General features: G+C 61.9%; 18 protein-coding genes and 1 pseudogene. 9 read left to right on the top strand and 10 right to left on the bottom strand.

Translation table 11 applies throughout. The annotated features are described in order from the left end of the window. Positions 1-5 precede the first annotated feature (5 nt). A pseudogene (locus AC07VS_RS16000) lies at positions 6-98 on the bottom strand (IS5/IS1182 family transposase); the annotation flags it as partial. A gap of 86 nt (positions 99-184) precedes the next feature. On the opposite strand from AC07VS_RS16000, the gene AC07VS_RS15995 reads away from it, so the two are divergent. Next, entirely contained in the window at positions 185-448 is a 264-nt protein-coding gene (locus tag AC07VS_RS15995; RefSeq protein WP_494751447.1) for a hypothetical protein, read from the top strand. A gap of 557 nt (positions 449-1,005) precedes the next feature. On the opposite strand, the gene AC07VS_RS15990 is transcribed toward AC07VS_RS15995, so the two are convergent. After that, positions 1,006-2,697 carry an IS1634 family transposase gene (locus AC07VS_RS15990; protein WP_494751446.1) on the bottom strand — a complete coding sequence of 564 codons (1,692 nt, stop codon included), beginning with the start codon at positions 2,695-2,697 and terminating at the stop codon, positions 1,006-1,008. Positions 2,698-2,928: 231 nt separating this feature from the next. Next, the gene (locus AC07VS_RS15985; RefSeq protein ID WP_494751445.1) at positions 2,929-3,903 is read right to left on the bottom strand and encodes a LysR family transcriptional regulator; all 975 of its coding nucleotides are present in this window, start codon (positions 3,901-3,903) and stop codon (positions 2,929-2,931) included. A 161-nt stretch (positions 3,904-4,064) separates the two neighbouring features. Here AC07VS_RS15985 and AC07VS_RS15980 point away from each other — a divergent pair, with 161 nt between their 5' ends. Beyond that, positions 4,065-5,288 carry a M20 aminoacylase family protein gene (locus AC07VS_RS15980; RefSeq protein WP_494751444.1) on the top strand — a complete coding sequence of 408 codons (1,224 nt, stop codon included), beginning with the start codon at positions 4,065-4,067 and terminating at the stop codon, positions 5,286-5,288. 26 nt (positions 5,289-5,314) lie between these two features. Then, positions 5,315-6,310, top strand: a complete 996-nt coding sequence (locus AC07VS_RS15975) for a tripartite tricarboxylate transporter substrate-binding protein (RefSeq protein ID WP_494751443.1) — start codon at positions 5,315-5,317, stop codon at positions 6,308-6,310. 54 nt (positions 6,311-6,364) lie between these two features. On the opposite strand, the gene AC07VS_RS15970 is transcribed toward AC07VS_RS15975, so the two are convergent. Then, positions 6,365-7,369 carry a tripartite tricarboxylate transporter substrate binding protein BugE gene (locus AC07VS_RS15970; RefSeq protein ID WP_494751442.1) on the bottom strand — a complete coding sequence of 335 codons (1,005 nt, stop codon included), beginning with the start codon at positions 7,367-7,369 and terminating at the stop codon, positions 6,365-6,367. A gap of 44 nt (positions 7,370-7,413) precedes the next feature. Then, positions 7,414-8,553: an alpha-hydroxy acid oxidase gene (locus AC07VS_RS15965; protein WP_494657699.1), complete on the bottom strand. Its 1,140-nt coding sequence runs from the start codon at positions 8,551-8,553 to the stop codon at positions 7,414-7,416. 184 nt (positions 8,554-8,737) lie between these two features. Between AC07VS_RS15965 and AC07VS_RS15960 the strand changes: the two genes are divergently transcribed. Then, complete coding sequence (locus AC07VS_RS15960; RefSeq protein WP_494657615.1) at positions 8,738-9,658, top strand: LysR family transcriptional regulator; 921 nt, start codon at positions 8,738-8,740, stop codon at positions 9,656-9,658. A 10-nt stretch (positions 9,659-9,668) separates the two neighbouring features. Here AC07VS_RS15960 and AC07VS_RS15955 read toward each other — a convergent pair whose 3' ends face one another. After that, entirely contained in the window at positions 9,669-9,914 is a 246-nt protein-coding gene (locus tag AC07VS_RS15955; protein ID WP_492345739.1) for a DUF2789 domain-containing protein, read from the bottom strand. Beyond that, on the bottom strand, positions 9,911-10,618 hold the full coding sequence (locus AC07VS_RS15950) for an SRPBCC family protein (RefSeq protein ID WP_494657614.1): 708 nt from the start codon (positions 10,616-10,618) through the stop codon (positions 9,911-9,913). The genes AC07VS_RS15955 and AC07VS_RS15950 overlap by 4 nt, the downstream gene beginning before the upstream one ends. 280 nt (positions 10,619-10,898) lie before the next feature. Between AC07VS_RS15950 and AC07VS_RS15945 the strand changes: the two genes are divergently transcribed. Next, a complete protein-coding gene (locus AC07VS_RS15945) occupies positions 10,899-11,612 on the top strand; it encodes a YebC/PmpR family DNA-binding transcriptional regulator (protein ID WP_492345737.1) in 714 nt (237 codons plus the stop codon). A 69-nt stretch (positions 11,613-11,681) separates the two neighbouring features. Here AC07VS_RS15945 and AC07VS_RS15940 read toward each other — a convergent pair whose 3' ends face one another. Further along, positions 11,682-12,758 (bottom strand): MBL fold metallo-hydrolase, encoded by a 1,077-nt coding sequence (locus tag AC07VS_RS15940; protein WP_494657612.1) that lies wholly within the window; start codon positions 12,756-12,758, stop codon positions 11,682-11,684. Positions 12,759-12,909: 151 nt separating this feature from the next. Further along, positions 12,910-13,848: a restriction endonuclease gene (locus AC07VS_RS15935; protein WP_494751441.1), complete on the bottom strand. Its 939-nt coding sequence runs from the start codon at positions 13,846-13,848 to the stop codon at positions 12,910-12,912. Between the two features lie 294 nt (positions 13,849-14,142). Here AC07VS_RS15935 and AC07VS_RS15930 point away from each other — a divergent pair, with 294 nt between their 5' ends. The 4 genes from AC07VS_RS15930 to AC07VS_RS15915 all read left to right on the top strand — a co-directional run bounded on the left by AC07VS_RS15930 (position 14,143) and on the right by AC07VS_RS15915 (position 20,702). Further along, a complete protein-coding gene (locus tag AC07VS_RS15930) occupies positions 14,143-14,415 on the top strand; it encodes a hypothetical protein (protein WP_492345734.1) in 273 nt (90 codons plus the stop codon). 57 nt (positions 14,416-14,472) lie between these two features. Then, positions 14,473-17,577, top strand: a complete 3,105-nt coding sequence (locus tag AC07VS_RS15925; protein ID WP_494751440.1) for a diguanylate cyclase domain-containing protein — start codon at positions 14,473-14,475, stop codon at positions 17,575-17,577. Positions 17,578-17,738: 161 nt separating this feature from the next. Further along, the gene (locus AC07VS_RS15920) at positions 17,739-19,463 is read left to right on the top strand and encodes a methyl-accepting chemotaxis protein (protein ID WP_494751439.1); all 1,725 of its coding nucleotides are present in this window, start codon (positions 17,739-17,741) and stop codon (positions 19,461-19,463) included. 147 nt (positions 19,464-19,610) lie between these two features. Then, on the top strand, positions 19,611-20,702 hold the full coding sequence (locus AC07VS_RS15915; protein ID WP_494751438.1) for a GTP pyrophosphokinase: 1,092 nt from the start codon (positions 19,611-19,613) through the stop codon (positions 20,700-20,702). A gap of 36 nt (positions 20,703-20,738) precedes the next feature. On the opposite strand, the gene AC07VS_RS15910 is transcribed toward AC07VS_RS15915, so the two are convergent. Continuing rightward, a complete protein-coding gene (locus AC07VS_RS15910; protein WP_494751437.1) occupies positions 20,739-24,140 on the bottom strand; it encodes a bifunctional diguanylate cyclase/phosphodiesterase in 3,402 nt (1,133 codons plus the stop codon). Between the last annotated feature and the right edge of the window lie 361 nt (positions 24,141-24,501).

Raw genomic sequence — 24,501 nt, 5'->3', positions numbered from 1 at the left:
TGCTCAATTATGTTGATGTCTGCGGGGACCTTGCGGAAAGCAATGATGGCTGCGGCAAGCTGATTGAGCGTCACAAAGCTACGCTCGAGCTTCTCGTAGCCCTGCTTTACCAAGGTGTCGGTCCAGCGCCGCGCCAATTGCGGCTCGGAGCGAGGGTTTACCAGACTATTTAAGGATAATGTCAATGTCACCCTCCGCTTTGATTGGTAACCGAAGCTTCAAATGGATGATCGCTGGCGGTGCAATCTCCATGCTTGGCGACCAATTTACACTCGTTGCTCTCCCGTGGTTGATTCTAAAGCAGACAGGGGATCCAATTGCTGTCGGGAATGCCCTCGCAATCTTGGGAATTCCGCGTGCAGTATTCCTGCTGATCGGCGGGGTGGTGGTCGACCGGCATTTGCCCAAAAATGTTCTACTCTTACGAAAATCGCCAACGGGATATTGATCGGCGCAATCGCCGCGATGTTAATAGGTGGTGGGTTGATACCAATCAGCTTAATCTACCTCTTTTGCTTTGGTATTGGCTTGGCGACCGCGTTCAGCATTCCCGCTACTAACTCGCTGCTGCCAACTTTTATCGCGCCCGAGTCGCTTGCTGCGGCGAACGGCATCACACTCGGTGTGCGACAGGTAACGTTCTTCATCGGCCCCCTACTTGCAGGCTGGTTGATTGCATCGTTTGGTAGCAGTCGTGATCAGATGACTGACGCACGTGGATTGGGCATCGCGTTTGGCGTTGACGCCTTTAGCTACATTCTGTCTGCTTAGACTCTCGGAAAGGTTCAGGTCCAGAGCAATAATTCGACTATCGCCCAGCTGCGAGACTTCTGGAACATGCTCGCGGCTGTCCGTGAGGGACTGTCCACATGCTGGCAGGATTGTGCCCTGCGGACCTGCTTCTTATATTGGGGCATTGCCTCAGTGATCACCGCTGGACCGCCCGAGTTCGACACGAAGTGCGGCAAGTGTTTGATTTCATTAGAAACCGCTTGAATATTTCCACTACAACAGGGGCAATTGCGTGTCTGGTACGGGCTTTCTGAGGTTCAGCGCCGAGAACAGTTCGGCCTGCTCGCGGTTGATGTTGGAGATGCCGCTGATGGGCGCCCCCTGGTTGATGGAGACGCTTTGGCGTTGAATCCTTCGCAATTGCGCCAAGGCCGTCTCCGGTGAGACTCCCTGGCCTGCTGCCTTCAAGCGCTGACGCATCACCCGGTACAGGATCAGGGCCATGAAGCAGATGCTGGCATGGGCTCGAATTCTCTCTGGCAGCCGGTGATGCACCGGTGCAATTTCAATTTCCGACTTCAGCACCTTGAAGCCACGCTCAATATCGGCCAGGCTTTTGTAGCGCTGCACGATTTGCTCGGGGCTCAGATCGGCCACATTGGTGACCAGCAACAGCTTGCCGTCCATCATTTGTGCGCGGGCCAAAGCCTTGGCGTCAATGTCGTAAGTGAACAGGTCCGACTTCAGATCGTCCTTGATGATCTTGGACAGATGCGCTTCGGCCACCTCATGGAAGAAGCGCGCCTTGGCACCCGAATCGCTGAGCTTGCGGCCCCGGTGAACTTCTCCCGCGTCTTGTCCATCGAGTTTGCTGGCCAGTTGTTCTGCCCGTGTCAGCAAGCTTGCCATGCGCTTGGCGCGCAGCGCCGTTTGCTCCTGCGCTCGCGCGGGGTCGTGTGCCACGATCAAGCGATGGCCTTGCCAAGAGGCTTGTGCGATGGTCTCGCCAGTCTCTTCTGCTGCGGCTTCGTGCAAAGGCTGGAGCAGCTCAACGAACTCGTTGTATCGCCGCCCCGGCACAGCCAGGATGAACTCCAGCGGCTTGCCGCTGGGCAAGGTGATGGAGGCCAGTTCGTCAAGATTGTCGATGGACAACAAGCCCCTGTCGGCCACCATCACCAGCCGCTGAATGTGGGGATAGCGGGCCAACACCTTGCGCACAGTGGGCATCATGGTGGGGGCCTCAGCCGTGTTGCCGTCGAACACCTCGTGGTAGATCGGCATCCCATCGGCCGTTTGAACCACGCCCAGCATGAACTGGCGAGCCACGGTGCCCTCTTTGGACATGCCGAAGTGGCGCACGTCACCGTCTTGAACGCTGTGGCCTTCACAACGCACGGTGGTCAAGTCATAGAACACCACTGACAGTTCATCATCAATCAGGGGCCGCAGCAGATGGGCGACACAATCATCGACCGCGCCTTGATGATCCATGAGCGCATCCATGCTGCGAAGCAGGTGTTGATGGGTGATCTTGGAGGGTTCCACACCCGGCATTGAGACCGTCTGGAGCCAGCGCAGTGTGCCCAGCTTGGAGTCGGCGTCACACAGGCGGTTGAAGACCATCACGCGAATGGCATGCTCAACCGGGGAGGTGTAGCGGGCCTGGCGAAAGACGCCAGCCAGGCAATCAAAGCCGATCTCGCGCCAGAGTTGATCAAGCACCCACACATCGCCCAGCGCCAGGGCGGATTCGAACTGCAATTGCGGGGTGGCCGTGTCGGTGGGGCCATGTCCACGGGCCTTGAGCAGGGCCTGCAGAACCTTGTCCACCTGGCCATCGTTCTCGTCGACGCGTCCCAGGGTGAGCAGGTTGCGCTGACGTGGTTGCCCATTGGCGTCGCGGAAGGATTCCACGATCTGGGCGTAGGTGTGACCACGGCTGCGGGCAAGCTTGACGAACATGTTTGGAGTGTAGCGGAAGACGACGCATCGGTTGCTACCCAGGAAATGAAATGTTTACACTACAAAGAAATTCAAAAAACAGCAGCTAAGCCGTTGATTCATATAGGCCAGGGTGCTCAAAACAGGCCAAATGAGGCAAAACGTGTCGAACTCCGGGGCCCCGGCCGTGCTGGCTGCGCTGGCGATTTTTGGAACCGGCGCAGCCTTTGAAGGGGCCGGCCGGGCTGCTCTTCACGTTGAGCGATGGCCCGTGTCGAGCAGATCAATCGATCGGAACACGCGCTGCAGCATGCCGTCGGACGAGCTCTGGCATTGGCGCAACTGGTCCATCAGGTGGTGCAGAAAGCGCTCGGCCGGGGCGCTGAGCGGGGCCTGGCGGCGCCGCAGCACGCCGATCTCGCGCGGGGCGAATCGGGTGTCCAGGTTCAGCGGCACGAGTAGACCGTGGGCGCCTTCGCATTCGATCAAGGGCCAGGGCAGCAGGGTGAGCATGTCGGTGCTGGCCACCAGCTTGAGCATCAGGGCGGCTGATTGGGCCAGGTGGATGCGCCCATGGGGGATCGGCAGGCCATGCTGCTCGAACAAAGTATGGAACATCGCGGCCTCCTCCTGAGGTGCGTAGTTCAGCAGCCAGCGGGCCTCGCGCAGGGCTTGCATCGAGCGGGCCTGGGCCAGTGGGTGGCCGGCGCGGGCGCCCACGGTGACTTCGTACCTGAACAAGGGGGTGACATGCAGGTCGTGGGCCGCGCCGGGTTCGGGCAGGCGGCCCAACAGCAGGTCCAAGGCGCCTTCGCGCAAGCGAGGCAGCGACACGGCTGAAAGACCATCGAACAGCTCCAGCCGCACCTGGGGCTGGTCTTGGGTGAAGGCCTGCACCACGCTGGGCAGAATGCTCTGGGCGATCCAGGGGGTGACGCCAACGCTCAGGCGTTCCACACGCCCGGCTTGGCGCAGGCTGGCCATTTCGGCCTCGGCATGGTCCAGTTGATCGGCGATCAGGCGGGCGTGGCGTAGCAGGGCCGCACCGGCTTCGGTCAGGGACAGGCCTGAGCTCTGGCGCACGAACAAGGGCATCTGCTGGCCCTCTTCGAGTTCGCGCAGGGCCTGGGTGAGGGTGGCTTGGGTCAGGCTCAGAGAGCGCGCTGCGGCGCGGATGCTGCCTTGGCTGGCGACGGCGATCAGGTAGCGGATTTGGTGCAGTTTCATGGCAAAGCCTTCAGCCCTGGGCAGCAGGGATTGTGCCTGGGCCGAGCGTTCGTCTGACAGGTACTGCCTTTTGGGGCAGGTTGTCCCTGTCTTATGGGGGCACGGGTGGCTTTCTAGACTGCGGTCTTTCCCATCCCGGCCTTGGCCCGATCAGATTCCCCATGAGCACTGTCCCAACACTTCCAGCGTCGGCTGCGGCCGATCCTGTGGCCCCCGGCATTCGCGCCATCGAATCCGAGATGGTGGCGCTGCGCCGTCACCTGCACGCCTACCCCGAGCTGGCTTTCGAGGAGCTGGCGACCAGCGACCTGGTGGCCCAGCGTCTGAGCGAGTGGGGTTATGAGGTGCACCGTGGCCTGGGCGGCACCGGGGTGGTGGGCACCTTGCGCAAAGGCACCGGCGGACGCCGGCTGGGCTTGCGGGCCGACATGGACGCCTTGCCGATCACCGAGAACACGGGCCTGCCCTACGCCAGCCGACACGCCGGCAAGATGCACGCCTGTGGCCATGATGGCCATACCGCCACACTGCTGGCCGCAGCCCGCCATCTGGCCACACAGGGGGTGTTTGAGGGCACGCTGAACCTGATCTTCCAACCGGCCGAAGAGGGCCTGGGGGGCGGCCGCCGGATGATCGAAGACGGATTGTTCAAGCGGTTCCCCTGCGATGCAATCTTTGCGCTGCACAACATGCCGGGTTTTCCGGTGGGCCAGTTCGGCTTCAAGGCGGGGTCGTTCATGGCCTCGTCTGACACGGTACTGATCACCGTGAAAGGGCAGGGTGGTCATGGTTCGGCACCGCACCAGTCGCGTGACCCGGTGGTGGCCGCTGCCACCTTGATCCTGGCGCTGCAGACCGTGGTGGCGCGCAATGTGGACCCGCGTGACATGGCCGTGGTCAGCGTGGGCGCCATCCATGCCGGCGATGCCCCGAATGTGATCCCCGAATCGGTGGCGCTCAAGCTGTCGGTGCGGGCCTACCGGCCCGAGGTGCGGGCACAGTTGCGCGAGCGCATCACCGAACTGGCTCAGGCCCAGGCCGTGGCCCTGGGCTGTGTCGCCGAAGTGGACTACCAATGGCGCTACCCGGCTTTGGTGAACGATCCGGCCAGCACTGAATTTGCACGCCAGGTGGCGCTGGATTGGCTGGGCCCGCAGGGCGTGATGGAGAACGTGCAGCCGCTCACGGGCAGCGAAGACTTTTCGTTCATGCTGGAGCAATGTCCCGGCAGCTATTTCATCGTGGGCAATGGCGTGGGGGATCAGCACGGCAGCGGGGGCTGCATGGTGCACAACCCGGGCTACGACTTCAACGACGCCATCCTGCCGCTGGCCGCGACCTACTGGGTGCGCCTGGCCGAACGCTTTTTGTCCAAGGCAGCCTGAGTCTGCTCCGCATCGGAACCCTCACCATGAGCATGAATTCGCCGTTTTCACTGAATCGCCGCACACTGGGCGGCCTGCTGGCAGGCAGCCTGCTGTCCCCCGGACTGTCGGCGCTGGCCCAGCCGGCCTACCCTGACAAACCCATCAAGATCGTGATCGGCTACCCGCCCGGGGGCTCGGTCGACTATGTGGGGCGCCTGGTGGGCGATGCCTTGGGCCAGCGCCTGAAAACCCCGGTCGTGATCGACAACCAGGGCGGCGCGGCCGGTGCCATCGCGGCCCAGCGCGTGGTCAGCAGCCCGGCTGACGGGTACACCTTGCTGGTGGGTTCGAGCAATGAACTGGTGGCCACCCGCCTGGTCAACCCGGCCCAGCGCTACGACGCCCAGAAGGACATGACGCCGCTGGGCCTGATCGCCACGGCGCCGGTGTTGCTGGTGGCGGGGCCCCGAGCGGCGGTCAAGACCTTGCCTGAACTGATCGAGCTGGCGCGGCGCAAACCCGGGCAGCTCAGCTATGGCAGCTCGGGTGTGGGCTCGACCTTGCATTTTGCTGGCGAGTTGCTCAAGCAGCGTGCGGGCATTTTCATGACCCACATCCCCTACCGGGGCGTGGCTTCATTGACCAGCGATCTGGCGGGCGGCAACCTGGACCTGGCCATGCTGTCGGTGCCAGCGGCGCTGCCCTTCTTGCAGAGTGGGCGCATCACGGCGCTGGGCTGCACCGGCGCTCAGCGTCTGTCGGCCCTGCCCAAAGTGCCCACGATCGGTGAGGTGCCGGGCATGAAGGGCTACGAGCTCAGCGGCTGGTTTGCCCTGATGGGCCCGGCCCACCTGCCACCCACCATCACCCAACGCCTGAGCCAGGCGCTGCAGGAGGTGCTGCAAGACCCGGGCGTGCGCCGCAAGCTGGAGGAAGGTGGCAATGTGCTGGGCAACGGGCACGAAGACCTGTCGGTGCTGATGGCCCGCGAAAGCCGGCAGTACGCTGGTTTGGTGGAATACGCCCACATGCGTGACTGAGCGAGCTGTGGCCGCTGGTGCCCCAGCAACCTGGGCTTTGGGCATGGGGGGCGATCAATCGGCGCTGATGTGGCGCTCGGCCGCAATCTTTTTGTAGACCGCGTTTTCGAGTGCGATCTCCTGGGCGAACTCCTCAGGGCGATTGCCGATGACCTGCGAACCGGTGTCCTCGATCTGTCGGCGCACCTCAGGCGCCGACAGCGCCTTTTGCACGGCGGCGTGTACCCGTTTGACGATCTCGGGTGGCAGGCCCTTGGGGCCGACCAGGCCATAGAAGGCCGTGCGGTTCACCTCCTCCAGCTTGAGTTCGGCAAAAGTGGGCACCTGGGGCAACTGGGCCAGGCGCCTGGGGGCGGCCACCGCCAGCGCGGTCAGGCGGCCGCTTTTGATGAAAGGCAGAGCCGAAGGCAGGTTGTCGAACACGATGGGGATCTGCCCTGCAATCGCATCATTCAGGGCCGGTCCCGATCCGCGGTAGGGCACGTGGGTCAGCGTCAGGCCGCTCTTGCTGGCCATCAGTTCCATCAACAGGTGGCCGATCGAGCCGGTGCCCGCGGTGCCGTAGCTGTAGCGGTTGGGGTTCTTGCGGACTTCGTCCACAAAGCTGGCAAAGCTTTGCGCCTTGAAGCTGGGGCTGACCACCAGCACGTTGGGGGTGGCCGCGATGTTGCTGATGGGCGTGAAATCGGTCAGTGGGTTGTAGGGCAGGCGCGGATTGATGGCTGGGTTGGTGGCGGTGGTGGACACCGTGCCCACCCCCAGGGTGTAGCCGTCGGGCAGTGCACGGGCGGCTTCATGGGCACCAATCGAGCCGCCACCGCCGCCCTTGTTGTCAATCACCAGGGGCTGGCCCAGCGCTTCGCCGGCGCGCTGGGAAATGGCCCGCGCCACCAGGTCGGTGGTGCCACCGGGCGCAAAGGGCACGATCAGGCGCACAGGCTTGCTGGGGTAGGGCTCCGCAGCCATGGCAGGCGCGGCCAGCAGCAGGGCGGCCAGAAGACCGGTGCGCCGGGTCAGGGTTCTTGAAGTCGCGCAATCGAGGGGGTTAACGAGGGTCATGGTGCAGTCTCCGTGTTGATTGAATGGGGCAGTCGTTGGCGTGTTCAGCGCTTGCGGATCAGGGTGTCCGGGCCGAGCTCGCTCAGCTGGTTCACCCCCAGCATGGCCAGATTGCGATCCACCTCATCGCGCAGCAGGCCGATCGCGTGGCGCACGCCTGCCTCGCCTGCCACGGCGGCGGCATAGTTGAAGGGCCGGCCCACCAGCACCATGCGTGCACCCAGCGCCAAGGCCTTGAGCACATCCGAGCCGCGGCGAAAGCCGCCGTCGATCAGTACCGGGTAGTTGGGGCCCAGGGCCTGGACCACATCCCCGAGCACCCGCATTGGTGAGGTCGCGCCGTCCAACTGGCGCCCGCCGTGGTTGGACAGGATCACGCCATCGGCACCCGCCTGCTGTGCCGCCAGGGCATCGGCCACGCTGAGCACCCCCTTGACCACCAGGCGGCCCCGCCAACGTTGACGAATGCGCTGCAGGTGTTGCCAGTTCAGGTGATCGCGGGCCGAGAAATCTCGCAGCACCGTGGAGGACACGATGGGGGCGCCCCGGGTGGCAAACGAGTTCTCGAAATGGGGCATGCCATGGCGCAGCAGCGTGCGGGCGAAGGTGCCGATCACCCAGCCCGGACGCAGCACGCCATCGATGGCCAGGCGCAGGCTGGGGCGCAACGGGGTCGAAAAGCCGGTGCGGATGTTGTTTTCGCGGTTGGCCGAGATGGGGATGTCGACCGTGATCACCAGGGTGTCAAAGCCGGCACGCTCGACCCGGTCGATCAGCGCATCGATCCGGTCCTGATCTCCCGGCAGGTAGGCCTGGAACCAGGTGCCAGGGCAGGTCTGAGCCACGGTTTCCATCGGGATCAACGAGGTACCGCTCATGATCGATGCAATGCCTTCGACTTGTGCCGCCTGGGCCAGCACCACGTCGCCACGGTAGGTGGACAGGGCGTTGATGCCCATGGGGGCGATGGCAAACGGGGAGCGGTAGCGTCGACCCCACAGTTCAACGCCCTGGCTGCGCTGCGACACGTCGCGCAGCACCCGGGTGACGAAGGCGTACTCATCGAACACGGCACGGTTGTCCTGCAGAGAGCGGTTGTCCTCGGCAGCGCCAGCGATGTAGCCAAAGATCGGTCGAGGCAGGCGCCTGCGAGCGGCGGCCTCGAAATCCTGCAGGGACAGCATGCGGCGCAACACCCTGGAAGCCGGGGTCGATGAGGCCGTGCTGGCCGCTTGGGCTGGGTTGGGGTGGGTGGGCGTGGCGTGCATGAGGGCTTCTGTGCAAAGGAATGAGCTGCACTGTAGAAGCCGATGTAGGCGAAAGAAAGCGATATATTCAGAAGAAATATGTTCTCCAAATGGAAAATAGATGGCCACACCCTCGGTCAAGCAACTGGAGGCTTTCTGGTGGGCCGCCACCTGCAGCAACTTCAGCACCGCCGCCGAGCGCCTTCACCTGTCGGTGTCGTCTCTGTCCAAACGCATCAGCGAGCTGGAGGGTGCGCTGGGTCAGGCGCTGTTTGACCGAACGGGTCACAAAGCGATGCTGACCGAGTCGGGGCGGCGCCTGTTGCCGGCGGCGTTGAGGGTGCTCAACGCCGTGGCTGACCTGGGACGCAGCTTGGCAGAGACCGGGGCCTTGTCAGGTCACTGCCGTTTTGGGGTGGGTGATCTGTCGGCATTGACCTGGTTGCCCGCCCTGGTGGCTGGGACAAGGCGTTTGCACCCAGGCCTCACCCTGGAGGCCTGTGTGGATGTGGGCGGGGTGCTGGAACGGCGCCTGGCCGAGGGCGAGTTGGATTTTGCGGTGATCGCCGGTCGCTCGTCGCGCAGCGCCCTGGTGTCGCAATCGGTGGGCGCAGCGCGCTTTGCCTGGGCGGCGTCGCCTCATCTGGCCGTTTCGTCTGCGGCCTCGGTGGCAGGTCTGCTTGAGCGCTGCCCATTGATCACGTTGCCACCCCAGGCCGGCACCACGCGCTTGCTGGACGACTGGTTGCTGGCCCAAGGCCTGGCCGAGCCGCGGGAGCGCATCCAGTGCAACAGCTGGGCCGCTGTGGCGGGCATGTTGCGCGAGGGGGTGGGAGTGGGTTTTCTGCCCGAGGGCTGGATTGACGGGCTGGGCTTGTGCCGCCTTGAGGTTGAGCCCGAATTGGGGGCGCTGCAGTATGCGTTTCAGTGGCGCCGGGGCGATGCGCGAAGCCTGGTGCCGGTCATGCAGGGGATGGTCAGCTCGGTGCTGGACTTTTCGCTGTTGCCTTGCCTTGCGGGCGCGGCCCCCTTGGCCGGCTGAGCCGGTTCGGTCAGCGCAGGGCCAGGTTCAGTTGGTCGACCAGTTCAGCCCAGTCGGCATCCTGCAAGCGCTGCTCACGCAGGAAGGTGGCCTGGGAGGGGGTCCAGAACGGGGCGTCGGCCAGTTCCAGGTCGTCGGCCAGCGGGGCATGGTGACCGATGAAGGTCGCGATGGAATGGGGGTCGGAAGCCAAGCCGAGTTGCGCAAACAGGTCGGTGAAGCGGTGAAACAGTTCGTTGTGGATGGGGCTGTTCATGGTGCGGATCCTGGGGAGCCTTCAGGGGCCATGGCCCGGGTGTCGGGCGGGCTGGCGTTGCTGGATGGGGTGGGGCCTGATGCGCTGCGGCGCGATGCGTTGTCTTGGCGCCGGATCATCTCACGGATGAAGGCGTTGAAATTGTCGGCGGTTTGCCGTTTCAGGGCCGAGTTGCCGAGAAACGAAGGCAGGGGCCGGGTCGGCTCGAAAGCGACGTGGTAGCGCAGTTGCACCCCCCCTTCGCGGGGCCTCAGTTCGGTGCTGCTGTCGAGCCGTTTCACATCGCCGGACACACCGTGGGTGGTGATCAGGCGTTGGGGCGTGAGGCTGACATCACGCACGTTTTCGTAATCAAAGTGAAGGATGCCGGCGCGCGTGCTGCCGCGCTGATGCACGCGCAAGGTGTTGCCCTGGCGGTTGGCCACTTCGCTGAGCTCCAGCCCCGGCAGGAACTGGCTCATGTGCTCGTAATCGGTCAGCACCGCCCAGGCTTGGGCGGCGGGAACGGGGGCCTGGGTGTCCAGGCTGATTTCGATCTGTTCGTTCCCAAACACCACGGTGACATCGTCGGGTTTGATGTCCTTGAACTCGGTCTGGGCCGTTGCGCCACCGCTGGCCAGCAGACCGGCGACCAGGCAGGCCGTGGGCAGCCAGCCGGAAACGCTCTGGCGCTGGGGCCGGGGGCCAGAAAAAGGGTGAAGCATGGTGTTTTGACGGCGGTGTTCTGGGCTCCAAGTGCTGCGGTGGCGGCGCCTCGGAAAGCATGTATCCACAAAATTGTAGGCCGTATTGCTTTGGTGCGCGGATTGAAAAGGCGCGTGCAGGAGGCTGGAATTTGCGACAAGTCTGACCGCTCAGCCAAGTCTGCCGACCGGCTCGGTGTATAACCTTCCCCCTTCAGGGCTTGTGTGCAGTTCGCAAAAAGCACAGGCTTGACCCCCAATGGGCACCGCGGTGTGCCCGACAACACAAGGAATTTCAGACATGGGCGCGCAGTGGAAAGCAAAAGGCAAGGCACAGGTTGCAGATGCCAAAGGCAAGCTGTTCGGCAAGCTGGCCAAGGAAATCATGGTGGCCGCTCGCGGCGGTGCTGATCCGGCCGCCAATTCGCGCCTGCGCCTGGTGGTGGAGCAGGCACGCAAGGTGTCCATGCCCAAGGACACGCTGGAGCGGGCCATCAAGAAGGGCGCTGGTCTGACGGGTGAAAACGTCAGCTTCGAGCATGTGATGTACGAGGGTTACGGTCCGCAGCGCGTTCCGGTGATGGTGGAGTGCCTGACCGACAACGTGAACCGTACCGCGCCGGAAATGCGCGTGTTGTTCCGAAAAGGGCAATTGGGCACCTCGGGCTCGGTGTCCTGGGATTTCAACCACCTGGGCCTGATCGAGGCCGAACCCGCTGCGGCGGGTGCAGATGCTGAACTGGCTGCCATTGAAGCCGGCGCCCAGGATTTCGAGCCGGCTGACGAGGATGGCGTGACCGTGTTCATGACCGATCCAACCGATCTGGACCTGGTGAGCCGTGCCCTGCCTGCACATGGTTTCACGGTGCTGAGCGCCAAGCTGGGTTACAAGCCCAAAAACCCGGTGAAGGCCTCGGACCTGAGCGCAGAGCAACTGGAGGAGGTGGAATCCTTCCTGTCCGCCATTGATGCCAACGATGACGTGCAAAACGTCTACGTGGGCTTGGTGGACTGATCGCCCCCGCCAGCCAGGGCCTGCCGAGGCCCGGCTCTGCACTTTGACGCCAGATCGGGCGTGTCCGTATCAGGCCGCCGAGGCAGTTTTCAGTGCATACCAGTTGACGCCATCGCGCAAGGTGCGGGTGGCTTCCCCACGGCCGATCAGGTAGTTGAGGCAGGCCAGGGTTTCACCGGTGGCCATGCCCAGCAGGCCGGTGTCGGTTTCGGCGATGGGGCGCGAGAACAGTGCACCAAACACGTCCACCACCCGGCGCGGCTCGCTGCCCAAGGCTTCACGCAGGCGGTTGAACGCTTTGTGCTGGCCTTCGGCAAGGCGGTCCAGGCGCAAGTGCAGGCCCCGAAAGGGCTCGTTGTGCGAGGGCAGCACCAGCACATCATCGGGCACTTCGCGGCGCAGTTTCTCGATCGAGGCCATCCATTCGCTCATGGGGTCGGCGTCGGGTTCGGTCGGGTGGACCGAGACGTTGGAGGAAATGCGCGGCAGCACCTGGTCGCCTGAAATCAACACCTTCAGGTCGGCGCAATACAGGCAGGCGTGTTCAGGTGAGTGGCCCGTGCCGACGATGATGCGCCAGTCGTGCTGACCGATGCGCAGCGTCTCGCCGTCGCGCAGGCGCCTGAAGCTTTCGGGCAGCGCGTGGATGTGCTTGCCGAAGTTGCCAAAGCGCAGGCGGTAGCGTTCGATGGCGGCCTCGCCCCAGCCAGCCTGGCGGAAGAACTCGATGGCCTCGGGCGGGGCCTCTCGCCCGGTGTCGGACACCATCACGCGGCAGCTCATGTATTCGAGCCGGGTCATCCAGAGGCGGGCGTTGAACTTGCGTGTCAGCCAGCCGGCCATGCCCACGTGGTCGGGGTGCATGTGGGTGACAAAGATGCGGGTGATGCCGCGCTGGTCTGGTGCATGGGCAAAGAGCTCGCGCCAGACCTGGGCGTTTTCGTCGGTGCGGGTGCCGGTGTCGACAATCGCCCATCCGGCGTCGTCGTCGAGCGCCCAAAGGTTGATGTGATCCAGTGCATAGGGCAGTGGCATGCGGATCCAGTGCACGCCGGGGGCAAGCTCCAGCGTGGTGCCGCGCGGCGGTACCGTCTCAAAGGGGTAATCGAGAGGGTCTTTGGGTTTGGGGGCGTGTTGTTCTTGCAAGCGGTCCTCGCGTCTTGAATGCGGTGGGGATCGGCATCAGGTGGCCTTTCCATCCCGCCAAGTATGTCGCGGCTCGAAGGTGCTTGCAGATCGGCGGAGGCTCGCCCCTGTCACCACCGTGCCAAATGGGAGGTATCTGCTGCCGTTAGGGTCAGTGGGTGGGGCTCTGGAGCAGGTCCCTCACGCCTCGGCAGGCGGGAAAAGCGGTGCAGCCCCAGAAGGATTGTTCGTCTGACGTGTCCAGGCGTGCTGCCTGGCGTTGCATGGCCTTGCCACAGCGCGGGCAGGAGGGGATCACGGCTTCACGGGCTTGCGCCAGAGCCAGCAGCGCGGCGGCATCCAGCGGGGGTTGAACCTCTCCGTGGCGCACGGCAAGCAGGCCCGATTTCGAGCGGACCGGCGCGGCCTGCTGGGTGCTCTTTGACTGGGTGACCGGGTTTGAGCGCACATGGGCAATCCAATGGCGCAGGGCCTGTCCATCCAGAAGCCTGACCGGGCGGCCCGCCGCGAATTGACGGGCCGCACGGGTGAAGTTGCCTGAGGTCACCAGAAAAGCCGAATCGGCCCCCACCGCGTGCATGATGCCGGTCAGCTCTCGGACCACTTCAACCCCCACACGGTACGACCTCCACGGTTTGCACTGGACCAGGGATTTCTGGCCGTCTTTCCAGAGCACCAGATCCATGCCATCGTCCGGCGCGTGGACGTTCATGTCATCGACCTCGTAGCCCTGAAGGCGAAATGCCTCGGCGACCAGTTGTTCGAAGTCCCGCCGATTGAGTTGGTTCAACACGTCGGCCGCCGGGTTGACGGCGGCCTGTTGCAAAAGACGTTGGCGTTGGTTTCGGCGCCAGAACGAAGCGGCGGCCATGATCAGGAACACGGCAGGCACGGCATAACGGCCGTAAAGCACCATGTCTGTCAAGACCTCATGGGAGGTCGAGTGAGGCAGGGGTTGATGGGCGTTCTGGCTCAGCGTCTGGAGCAAGGCAAACAACAGAACGGCCACGACGCAATCCAGCCACCACGGCAGGGTGGCGCTCCAGTCCAGCAGGCGATCACTGAGAGCGAACTCTCGCGCGCGAATCATTTCGATGACACTCCCATTTCCGGTTGTTTGCCTTTGCAGGCAGGGCACACCGGCTACTTTTAGATATTGATACAAGCATACCAAGATGTATCCGATGGTCTATATCTGAGTTTGGAGGAGGGGCAGAGAAAATGAGGGCTGATGTGTTCAATTTGGCGGATTGAGACCCGCTGTATGGCGTTGATGCGCTGACCGGGGGCCAAAATGAGGCGATCAATGGGTTCCGAGCGCTGAGTCGAGGGGCGAGTTGCTTTTGGATCGCTGGCTTGTAGGCCTGTTCAACTAGGAGGTGTGATGTCTGAATGTTTCAAATTTGCCAAGGGGGCCTGTGTGGTGTTGGGGGTGGCCTTGCTGAGTGCCTGTGGCAACAAGGTCAGCCTTGAGAACTACAACCGCATCAAGGTTGGGCAGACCTACGACGAGGTTCGGCAAATTGTGGGTGACCCGGCCCATTGTGATGAGACCTTGGGGATTCGATCCTGCCAATGGGGTGACTCAACACGCAGCATCCGGGTGAACTTTGCGGTCGACAAAGTGGTGTTGATGTCTGCAGAGAACCTGAAATAGGCGCGAGGCCGATTTCTATCGGCGGAGGCCCTGTGAAAGGGCGAGGCAGACGCGAGCATGGGGTTCGGTTTGCTGGGCTGTCCGGGCGCCTTGCGCCACGGGCAGTGCAAGGCGTGGGTTTGGCTTCTATGTTTTAAATGTAATGTGCATGGGTTTTATAGCAGGTACAAAAATCAACCGACCAACCCAAGGCATCCCGTGGCATGCCTCCGTGATTCATGCACTTCCCAATGCAAGACCAGGTGGTTTTATCCCTGCCACTTCAAGGCGGTGGGTGCTAACCTGTCATACCAAGGCAGATCAAGCGAAAATCTACAAATGGTCAACCTAAAACCGCCGGGAGCAAACAATCCAGAGATGACAGGCCCCCGTTCTTGGTTCGGGTCCTTCTGGATGCAGCTGTCCCTGATTTTTGGAGCGCTCTACTTTGTGGTTGTGGGCCTCGGTGAGTTCTACATGGGCCAGTACCTGACAGAACGCATCACCAAGGACCAGGGTGAAGCCCTTCATCAACGATCACAGGCCGTCGCCAACGCCCTGGCAGAAAGCCTACACGAGCGTGACCGAGAGATTGCGATGCTTTCGCGCCTGCCCAATTTCCAGACCGGTCCTTTGAGTGCAGATTGGATTGAGCCTTACCTGAACGAAATCCGACGCTCGTTTCCGAACTATTCGTGGATCGGCGTGGCGGATGCTCAAGGACAGGTGCAAGCAGCGACAGCGGGACTTTTGCGCGGAGCCGATGTGCGCCAACGTCCCTGGTTCAGCGGCGGTCAGCAGGGGCGTTACGTAGGCGATGCCCACCAAGCCGTCATGCTGGAGCGCCTGCTTCCGCCGCAGGACAGTTCCGAACCTCTGCGTTTTCTTGATTTTGCTGCGCCGCTGCGGGCCAGTGATGGCCAGGTGCGCGGTGTGATAGCCGCCCACGTGACACTGAGCTGGATCAACGAGGTGATCCGCTCCGCCCAAGGTGGGGCTGCTCAATTGAATGGCAGCGAGGTGTTCATTCTGGATGGCCGCGGCGAAATCTTGCATCCCTACAGTGCCATTGGCGCACCATTGGCACCATTTTCGTTGCTGGTGGACGAACAACCGTATGCGGTCACCCAGTGGGGCGGTACCGACCAAAACTACCTGACCAGCGCGCTGCGCGTGCGCAGCCGCACCGAAACCGACCTTGGCTGGCGGGTGGTCTTGCGCCAACCCCTGGCCATTGCGCTCGCCCCGGTCGAAGAGGCGCGCCAACGGATGCTGTTGGGGGCTGCTGCATTGCTGTTGTTGGTGATGGGGCTAGTCTACGTGCTGGCCCGCCGTTTCAGCCACCCGATCGAGGTGCTGGCAGAGGCGGCTCAACGGATCGAGGCGGGTGACGAAGACGTCAACCTGGAAATGAATACGCCTAGCGCCGAACTGCAACGCCTGAGCTGGTCCTTGCGCAGCATGACACGCACCTTGATTGAGCGTCGCCGTCAATTGCAGCAAGCCAATGCCACGCTGGAGCAGAAGATTGCAGAGCGTACCGAGCAGCTGTACCTGAGTGAACAGCACTACCGGTCCATCCTGGAAGATCAGACGGAACTCATCTGCCGCTACAGCCATGACCATCGCCTGACTTATGTGAATCAGGCATTTTGCAGGCTGTTTGGTGTCGACGCGGACGCGGTGCTGAACACTGCATGGGCTCCGATGGTGCTCCCTGAAGATCTGCCGCTGGTGACCGCTGAACTGAGCAAGCTGAAGCCTGATTATCCGGTGGTCACGGTCGAGAACCGCATCCTGGATGGGCAGGGGACGATCCGTTGGGCGCAGTTCAACAACCGGGCCACCTTTGACAGCCAGGGACAGTTGATTGAGGTGTTGACGGTCGGGCGCGACGTCACGCCACAGAAATTGCTGGAGCAGGAGTTGAGCGCCACGGCCGAGCGCCTGCAGGATTTATATGACCATGCGCCATGTGGCTATTGCTCCTTGGATGAACACGGCCGCTTCATTGCACTCAATCAGGTGACCTTGTCCTGGCTGGCCTGCACGGCTGAGGAGGTGCTGCATCGCCTGGGACCGACGGACTTCTTCAATGAAGAGGACCGAAGCAAATTCAATCATCACTATGAGCGCTTCAAGCATGAAGAGCAGAGTCGCGCCATCGAGTGTGACCTGATCAGCGCAACCGGGGTGAGACGCCGGGTCAGCGTTTCGTCCACCGCCCTGCGGGACGACCAGGGACGGTTTTTGATGAGCCGCTCAGTGATGCACGACATCACCGAACTCTATGGTGTCCGCACCCAGATGCGTGCATTGGTCCATGAACAGAAGGCCATGCTCGACAACGACTTGGTGGGCCTGGCCAAATTCAAGGACCGTCGACTGATCTGGAAAAACAAGGCCTTGGAACGCATCTTTGGCTATGGCCCGGACGAGTTGCTGGACCAGCCTGCCCGTTGCCTGTACCTGGACGATGCCTCTTACGAGGAGATAGGGCGCGAGGCCTACCCGCTGATCCGCAGCGGCGCCCATTTCCGCAAACAGGTCCAGTTGGCTCGCAAGAATGGGGACCCCATCTGGATCGACATGAACAGCCTTCAGCTTTCCGAGGCTGACGGGGTGTCCCTGTGGCTGATGCAGGACATCTCGGAAATGAAGCAATACCAGCAGCAGGTCGAACACATCGCCTTTCACGACCCGCTGACCGGGCTGCCGAATCGCCTGCTTTTGTCTGATCGCATGCGGCAGGCCTTTGCGCTCGACGATCGAGTGGGTGGCATGGGGGTGGTCTGCTACCTTGATCTGGATGGCTTCAAGCCGGTGAATGACACCCATGGGCACGGCGCGGGTGATTTTCTGCTCAAGGAGGTGGCACGCCGGCTGCAGTCCGCCGTCAGGGCCAACGACACGGTGGCGCGCCTGGGGGGCGATGAGTTTGTGATGTTGATCACCCCCATCATGAACCTCACGGAATGCGAGCCGATTTTGCGGCGGGCACTGGCCAGTGTGCGTGAACCGATCGAGCTGCCCTCGGGTGAGGTGGTTCAGGTCAGCACCAGCATGGGCGTGGTGCTGTATCCCAAGCATGGCAGGCAGCCCTCGCAACTGCTGGCCCTGGCCGACGCGGCCATGTACGAGGCCAAGAATTCGGGCGGTCAAGGCCTTTACATCTGCCCTTGAACCAGGAGCAACGCCAGCCCTTGAGCAAGGGCGGCCATCATGGCTGACAGCGTATGCCGGTGCACAACAGTACGCGGACAGGTCAGGAAAAAGAACGCCTGATAAGGCGCAATGAAGTTACATTGAGCGCAGATACAAATCGATTTGTACAGGGGGTATGCATGCGCTGGAACGATTGGAAACTGGGTGCTCGACTGACCTTTGCCTTCGGGCTGCTGCTGATGATGGCCTTGTTGATCACGGTGCTTGGAATGACCCGGATCCAGGCACTGCGACAAGCCAATCAAGCCCTTTCCACCGTCGAAATGGAGCGTCAAGCCCTGGTGCAGGAATGGTTCAATGACCTGCAGATGAACTGGTTGCGCACAGAAGCCAGCTTCAAGGCAGACAACCCGGCGTACCTTGACAAGACCCGACGTGACATGGCGTCGGTCGTCAATGCGCAAAGCCAGCGCATTGAGCGCACCCGATCCTTGATGCTGCCTGGCCCCGAACAGGCGTCTTTCGCCCACGCGCTGCAGGCCCGAGAGGCCTACCGCGTGACCCGCGCAGAACTCCAGAAGCAACAAGACGGCGGCCAGAACGTAGCCGACCAGGTTGACCAGCGTCTGCAACCGCTTTTCAAGGCCTATGAGCAGCGGCTGACCCAGCTCAAACAGGCCGTCACCCAACGGGTCGAGGCAGAAACCCAAGACAGCCTGGCCTTGGCTGAGCGCAGCCTTTACTGGCTGGGTGGCAGTGCCTTGGCCGCCGTGCTCGTGGGCTTGTGGCTGGCCTGGCGCATCACCCGTTCGGTCACCCTGCCAGTCGGTCAGGCGGTGCAGGTGGCGCAGGCCATCGCCAAAGGCGATCTGGCCCAGGCCATTGAAAGCAGCGCCAAGGACGAATCGGGCCTTTTGCTGCGCTCGCTGGCTGACATGCAAGCCCATCTGGCCGGGATTGTGCGCGAGGTACGCCACAACGCCGACGGCGTGGCCAACACCAGTGCCGAAATCGCCCAGGGCAACAACGACCTGTCCTCCAGAACCGAACAGCAGGCCTCTGCGCTGCAACAGACCGCGGCGTCGATGGAGCAACTGGGATCCACCGTGAAGCAAAACGCCGAGACGGCCCGCAACGCCAATGAGCGAGCCAGGACCGCCTCTCAAGTGGCCGAGCGGGGGGGCGTGGTGGTCCACGAGGTGGTGCAGACCATGAAGGGCATCAACGAAAGCTCACAAAAAATCAGTGACATCATCGCGGTCATCGACAGCATTGCCTTCCAGACCAACATCCTTGCGCTCAATGCGGCGGTCGAGGCGGCCCGCGCCGGAGAGCAGGGCAGGGGCTTTGCCGTGGTGGCGGGCGAGGTGCGAAGCCTGGCCAGCCGCAGCGCCGAGGCGGCTCGCGAAATCAAGAGCCTGATCAGCGCCAGCGTCGAGCGGGTGGAGCAGGGCAGTGCCCTGGTGGATCGAGCGGGCCATACCATGGACGAAGTGGTCGCCGCCATTCGGGAACTGGCTCGGCTGATGGGTGAAATCAGTTCGGCCAGTACCGAGCAGAGTGCGGGCCTGGGCCAGGTCGGCGAGGCGGTGGCGCAGATGGACCACGCCACCCAACAGAACGCGGCGCTGGTTGAAGAGTCGGCCGCCGCCGCCATCAGCCTGCGCACCCAGGCCGAACGCCTGGTGCAATCGGTCGCGGTCTTCAAGCTGGCCCAAGGGCCTCAAGGCGGGTCCAGGCCCGCCGTTAGCGTGACCACGCCCAGGGCCACCCGTTCACCACTGCCCCCCAACATGCCCTACCAGGGCCCTGAGCGGCGCGCCACAACCCGCCCCGATCCGCGGCCGGATCCAGGCACTGCCGCCGCGCCCCCGACAGGGGACGCAGGCTGGGCCTCATTCTGAGACTGCGAGTGCTGTAGCCCGTGTAAAGTACCCCAAAAATGGGGAACCGGCCTTTGCAAGGCTTGCGCCATTGCGGCAGGCCGTGACAGCTGGCCAGACGGCTCCCCGTGACGACCCCGACCCCGTTCAATTCACCCGTTATTCCCCATGGCGTCCCTGCACTTCGAACAGGAAGAACAGCTTTTCACCGCGTTCTATGTGGCCCAGTCCTCACGGCTCAGCACCATTTGCCTGGGGTTGCAAAAGCAGATTGGCGAGTTGTTGAGTCGAGGCAACGGCATCGCGGGTGTGAAGGTGGAAGGCCGGGTGAAAGACCAGGACGAGTGCCTGCGCAAATTCACCAGCAAATACCGCTATGCGCTGGAAGAAGCCAATCAGCCCTATTCAATAAGCGATCACCTGACTGATCTGATCGGGCTGCGGGTGGTTTGCCTGTATGAAGATGAAATCTGGAAGGTGGCCGAGCTCATCAGGCCTTGCTTCAATGTCATCGAGATCACTGACAAGATCGCCAAGGTTGAAGGCACTGATGACTCCTTTGGCTACAAGGGGTTGCACCTTGACCTGGCCTATCGAGCCGAGGATGTCGGGCTGCAGGCTGGATTTGAGCTGCCTGTCGCGCAGTTCGAACTGCAGGTGCGCACCATCATCCAGGACTCCTGGAGCGTGCTGGACCACCAGATCAAGTACAAGAAATCAATCCCCAGCCCGCTCAAACGCCGCATCAATGTGTTGGCGGCCCTGTTTGAATTGGCAGATCGGGAGTTTCGACAGATCCGCGATGAAACCGAGGCAGGATTGCAGTCGGCCCCCGATGAGTTTGCCTTGCAGGATGCCCCACCCGACGGTCGGATCGCCGCGCGTGATGCTCATGCCTCCAGCGAGCTCAATGCCTTCACCTTCTTGAAGATCGTGAACCATTTCTTCAAGGACTTTGTCTTCGAACCCGCCAAGGTTGATGGATTTGTTGACAGCATCAAATCCTGGTCGGTCACCATCAGCCGCAGTGAATTCAATTCGATGGTGCGCCACCAGATCGGAACCGTGAAGCGCTACAAACAGTACTTTGAAGAGCGCAATGACGGCCTCAAATTCAACCCCTACACCGTGATCCGTCATTGCCTGTACCTGAGCGACAAAGAGACCTTCAAGCCGGCACTGCGGCGCAATGCCAAGGAAGCCTTTGATGTCTGGCTGTCGCAGAACCCGCCACAGAGCAAACCAGGTAGCGAGGCCTGAGCGCCCCCAGCGTTGAGCGCACCCTGCCGGTTCAGTTCAGCGTGCGGGGGGGCCTGAGCGGTGAGCAGGGTCGCCCAGCAGGGCCTCCAATGCGGGCAGCGGAAGAGGGCGGCTGAAGTAGTAACCCTGGAAATAGCGGCAACCACTGCGCTCCAGAAAATCACGTTGCTCAACCGTTTCAACGCCCTCAGCGATCACCTGCAACGCCAGGCTGTCAGCCAGACTCACGATGGTACGCGCCAGGGTGGCGGCGTTTGCATCGACCAGCACGTCCCGCACAAAAGACTGATCGATCTTCAACTGGTCCAGCGGCAGTTGCTTGAGGTAAGCCAGCGATGAGTAACCCGTGCCGAAATCGTCCAACGAGAAACGAACTCCCAGAGCCTGCAGCTGACTCATCTTGTGCACCACATCGGGCAGGTCTTGCACCAACAGGCTCTCGGTCAGTTCCAGCTTCAGTCGCCTCGGGTCGGCGCCCGTTCGCTCCAGGCTTCCTTGCACACGCTGCACAAAGTCCCGCTGGTGAAACTGCTGCGCACTGACGTTGACGGCAATGCTCAACTCACAGCGTGCGGGTAGAGGGCCCCAGGCAGCCAATTGGCAACAGGCCGTTTCCAGCACCCATTCGCCCAGTTCAAGGATGAGCCGGGTTTCCTCGGCCAGACCGATGAAGGCCCCTGGAAAGACCAGGCCACGGTTGGGATGCTGCCAGCGAACCAGGGCCTCCACACCCACGATCTGCCCCTGCAAATCGACCTGGGGCTGGTAGTGCAGCAGCATCTGGTGTTCACGCAAGCCCTGGCGCAACTCGGCCTCCAGGCGGGCCCGTTCACTGACCTGGGCCTGCATCTGCGGATCAAAAAAGCGCAGGGTATTGCGTCCGGCGGCTTTGGCTTCGTACATGGCCAGATCACCCCGTTTCAGCAGTTCATCGCTGGAGAACTGGTGTCCGCTGAACATGGCCGCCCCGATGCTGGGGCTGCTGTGGTGACTGTGGCCTCCAAGCATGTACGGGCGGCCCAGCTCACGGCGAATCTCTTCTCCCACCTGCTCGGCCAGACTGGCCGCGTCCAGGGCGTTGGCAGGCAGGCCTTCCAGAATGACCACGAATTCGTCCCCACCGATGCGCGACACCGTGTCGCCTTCGCGCACACAGGTGCGCAGCCGCTGCGCCACCTGTTGCAGCAACATGTCCCCTACGTCGTGCCCACGGGTGTCGTTGAGGGTTTTGAAATTGTCCAGGTCGATGAACAACAGGGCGCATGACTGGCCGCTCCTGGAGCTGGCAGCCATGGCATGGTGCAGGCGATCCAGCAGCAGGCGTCGATTCGGCAACTGAGTCAACGGATCGTAGAAGGCAAGTGTCTTGATTTCCTCTTCAGCCTGCTTGCGCACCGTGATGTCAGTCAGGGTGCCCACGTAGTTCATCACCTGGTCATCGCGCCCCTTGACCGCCGTGATCGTCAGCCACTCGGGATAGATGCTGTTGTTCTTGCGGCGGTTCCAGATCTCGCCCTCCCAGTAGCCATGCTTTTTGAGCTTGCGCCACAAGTCAATGTAGAACGCCGCATCGTGGCGGCCAGACTTGAGCATGTGGCTGGTCTGCCCCACCACCTCATCGGCGCCGTAGCCAGTGATGGCGCAAAACGCCTTGTTGACCCGCAGGATCGTGCCCTGGGCGTCGGTGACCAGCATGCCCTCTTGGGATTCAAACACCGTGGCATCGATGCGCAGTTGTTGCTCAAGCCGCTTCAGTTCGGTGATGTCACGGATCAGCAGGCTGGTCATTTCGCTGCCATCACTGCTGCGAAAGACCGACGATGACAATTCGGCCGGAAACCGGCGACCATCGTTGGCAATCATGGTCAACTCCCCCCGGAACCAGCCTTCCTTGGCACGTTGGGCCAAGGCCGCAGGCAGCCGAGGGTCACTGGCGTCCACCAAGCCCTCCCGACCCAAATGCCTGAAATCCTCTTCGTTGTAGCCAAACATGCGCTGGGCTTCGAGGTTCGCGGACACGATGGTGCCGTTGGGTCTCGTCAGCAAGGCCGCATCCAGGTTGTGATTGAAGATCAACCTGAACAAAGCCTCACTCTCCACCAACGCCGATTCAACCTGTTTCCGCTTGGTGATGTCCGTGATGAAGCCATGCCAGGTGACCGTGCCATCCAAGCCTCGCTCAGGCTTGGCGTTGCCAAGCAACCAACGTTCAGTGCCATCGGCGTAACGCACGCGATATTCGTGCTGCCACAGCGTGAGTTCGTCTGCAGACCGCATGAATGAACTGCGAATCGACTCGACATCATCAGGGTGAAACACCTCGAAGACAGCGTTCGCGTCGTGACGAACGGCCTTCGGATCCTGGCGGTAGATGTCCCGGATGGCATCACTCGCGTAGGGAAAACTGAAGGCCCCGTCGGGGGTCATCTGAAACTCAAACACCATGCCAGGCAAGCGACTCGCGATCTTGAGCAGACGGTTGAGCGCGGCCTCGTGCGCCAACTCCAGGGCCTTGCCCCGCTGGATCATGCGCAGCAAGAAGTAGGCAAACAGAATGGACAGCGTCAGGAAACTCAGCACAACAGCTGCTGCCTTGAACAACTCTCGATGCCATGATGCAAGGTAATCCTGGGTGGCGAGCCCGGCAATGACGATCATCGGTGCCTTGGCCAAGCGATGGAAAGTGATGGTGCGCTGAACGCCATCGCCCCCTCCCGAGTTGAGGATGGTGTCCGCCTGAACGCCAGAAGCCACGCCCGATCGCAACTCCGGCGAGACCTGTTGATTGCCGATCTGTCCTGCGGGGTCTTCCGCAATGGCTGGTGCGCGCGCGATCAAGCCCAGATCTTGATCGCGCAGGATCACGCTGCCATGCGGCCCCATCTGGAAACGGGACAACAGATGCCTGAAATGCTCCACACTGATGATGCCGTAGGCCAGGCCGGCGAAGCGGCCCGCCGGGTCTTTGAAGGCCCGGGCAAACACAATCATCGGGATCTTGATGATCTTGCCTGCCAAGGGCTTGGACACATAAAGGCCCATGTCAGGCTGTTGACTCAAAACCTTGAAGTAATCGCGATCCGCCGCGCTGACCTTCTCATGCTTGTTGACCTGGTTGCCAACCACCACGAAGCCGTCCCGGTCTGTGATGCGAAAGTACTCAACTTCGGGCATGCGCTGCTCGTAGCGGGTCATGCTGGCTCGCAGCGCGTCTTCATCCAGACTGCCCCGTTGTAGTTGGGCTTGCGCATCATCCACAAAACCGCGCAGCACCAGATCGATCTTGTCGATGCTGTCCGACACACTCTGATCGATCGCGTTGGCCACGTTCTGCGTCTGGACGGCCACCCGAATTTGCGTCTGTTGCCAAGTCTGCTGCAAGGCGTAGCCTGACACGAGCACCACCAACACATTGCTGAGCGCAAGTCCTGTGATCAACAGGAGTCGGAGTCGTTTGAAAGGTGTCATTTATGGCATTTACGAGATCTGCCGTACTTGCAATTTGGCAAAACCTGAATATAGCCCCATCAAATGCCCCCTCAACCTCAGGTATGCCAACGATTGGGGAAATCCTGAATCAACTGGAATGCCCAAATTTGACGCAATTGGCGAACGACCGTGCGCTGAATGGTCGATCGGTGATAGCTAACGGTGCGTTGAGAAGCCCGCCATCTACCGATGCACATTACACATAAGCGTCAAATTGATATCTTCGACACGCACCCGGAAAGTCTTCAAAACCGTTCAAGGTAAAGGGGGCCAAACCCCATGCCCACAGAGGGAGGAGGGTATAAAAATA

The organism is Curvibacter sp. GW821-FHT01G03 (assembly GCF_059422285.1).
Note: the sequence above shows the minus strand (reverse complement) of the source record. Positions and strands in the feature narration are given on the sequence as shown.

Coding starts and splice junctions, on each gene's coding strand:
- AC07VS_RS15995 (WP_494751447.1), top strand. CDS start 185: ATGTCACCCTCCGCTTTGATTGGTAACCGAAGCTTCAAATGGATGATC.
- AC07VS_RS15990 (WP_494751446.1), bottom strand. CDS start 2,697: ATGTTCGTCAAGCTTGCCCGCAGCCGTGGTCACACCTACGCCCAGATC.
- AC07VS_RS15985 (WP_494751445.1), bottom strand. CDS start 3,903: ATGAAACTGCACCAAATCCGCTACCTGATCGCCGTCGCCAGCCAAGGC.
- AC07VS_RS15980 (WP_494751444.1), top strand. CDS start 4,065: ATGAGCACTGTCCCAACACTTCCAGCGTCGGCTGCGGCCGATCCTGTG.
- AC07VS_RS15975 (WP_494751443.1), top strand. CDS start 5,315: ATGAGCATGAATTCGCCGTTTTCACTGAATCGCCGCACACTGGGCGGC.
- AC07VS_RS15970 (WP_494751442.1), bottom strand. CDS start 7,369: ATGACCCTCGTTAACCCCCTCGATTGCGCGACTTCAAGAACCCTGACC.
- AC07VS_RS15965 (WP_494657699.1), bottom strand. CDS start 8,553: ATGCTGTCCCTGCAGGATTTCGAGGCCGCCGCTCGCAGGCGCCTGCCT.
- AC07VS_RS15960 (WP_494657615.1), top strand. CDS start 8,738: ATGGCCACACCCTCGGTCAAGCAACTGGAGGCTTTCTGGTGGGCCGCC.
- AC07VS_RS15955 (WP_492345739.1), bottom strand. CDS start 9,914: ATGAACAGCCCCATCCACAACGAACTGTTTCACCGCTTCACCGACCTG.
- AC07VS_RS15950 (WP_494657614.1), bottom strand. CDS start 10,618: ATGCTTCACCCTTTTTCTGGCCCCCGGCCCCAGCGCCAGAGCGTTTCC.
- AC07VS_RS15945 (WP_492345737.1), top strand. CDS start 10,899: ATGGGCGCGCAGTGGAAAGCAAAAGGCAAGGCACAGGTTGCAGATGCC.
- AC07VS_RS15935 (WP_494751441.1), bottom strand. CDS start 13,848: ATGATTCGCGCGCGAGAGTTCGCTCTCAGTGATCGCCTGCTGGACTGG.
- AC07VS_RS15930 (WP_492345734.1), top strand. CDS start 14,143: ATGTCTGAATGTTTCAAATTTGCCAAGGGGGCCTGTGTGGTGTTGGGG.
- AC07VS_RS15925 (WP_494751440.1), top strand. CDS start 14,473: ATGGGGTTCGGTTTGCTGGGCTGTCCGGGCGCCTTGCGCCACGGGCAG.
- AC07VS_RS15920 (WP_494751439.1), top strand. CDS start 17,739: ATGCGCTGGAACGATTGGAAACTGGGTGCTCGACTGACCTTTGCCTTC.
- AC07VS_RS15915 (WP_494751438.1), top strand. CDS start 19,611: ATGGCGTCCCTGCACTTCGAACAGGAAGAACAGCTTTTCACCGCGTTC.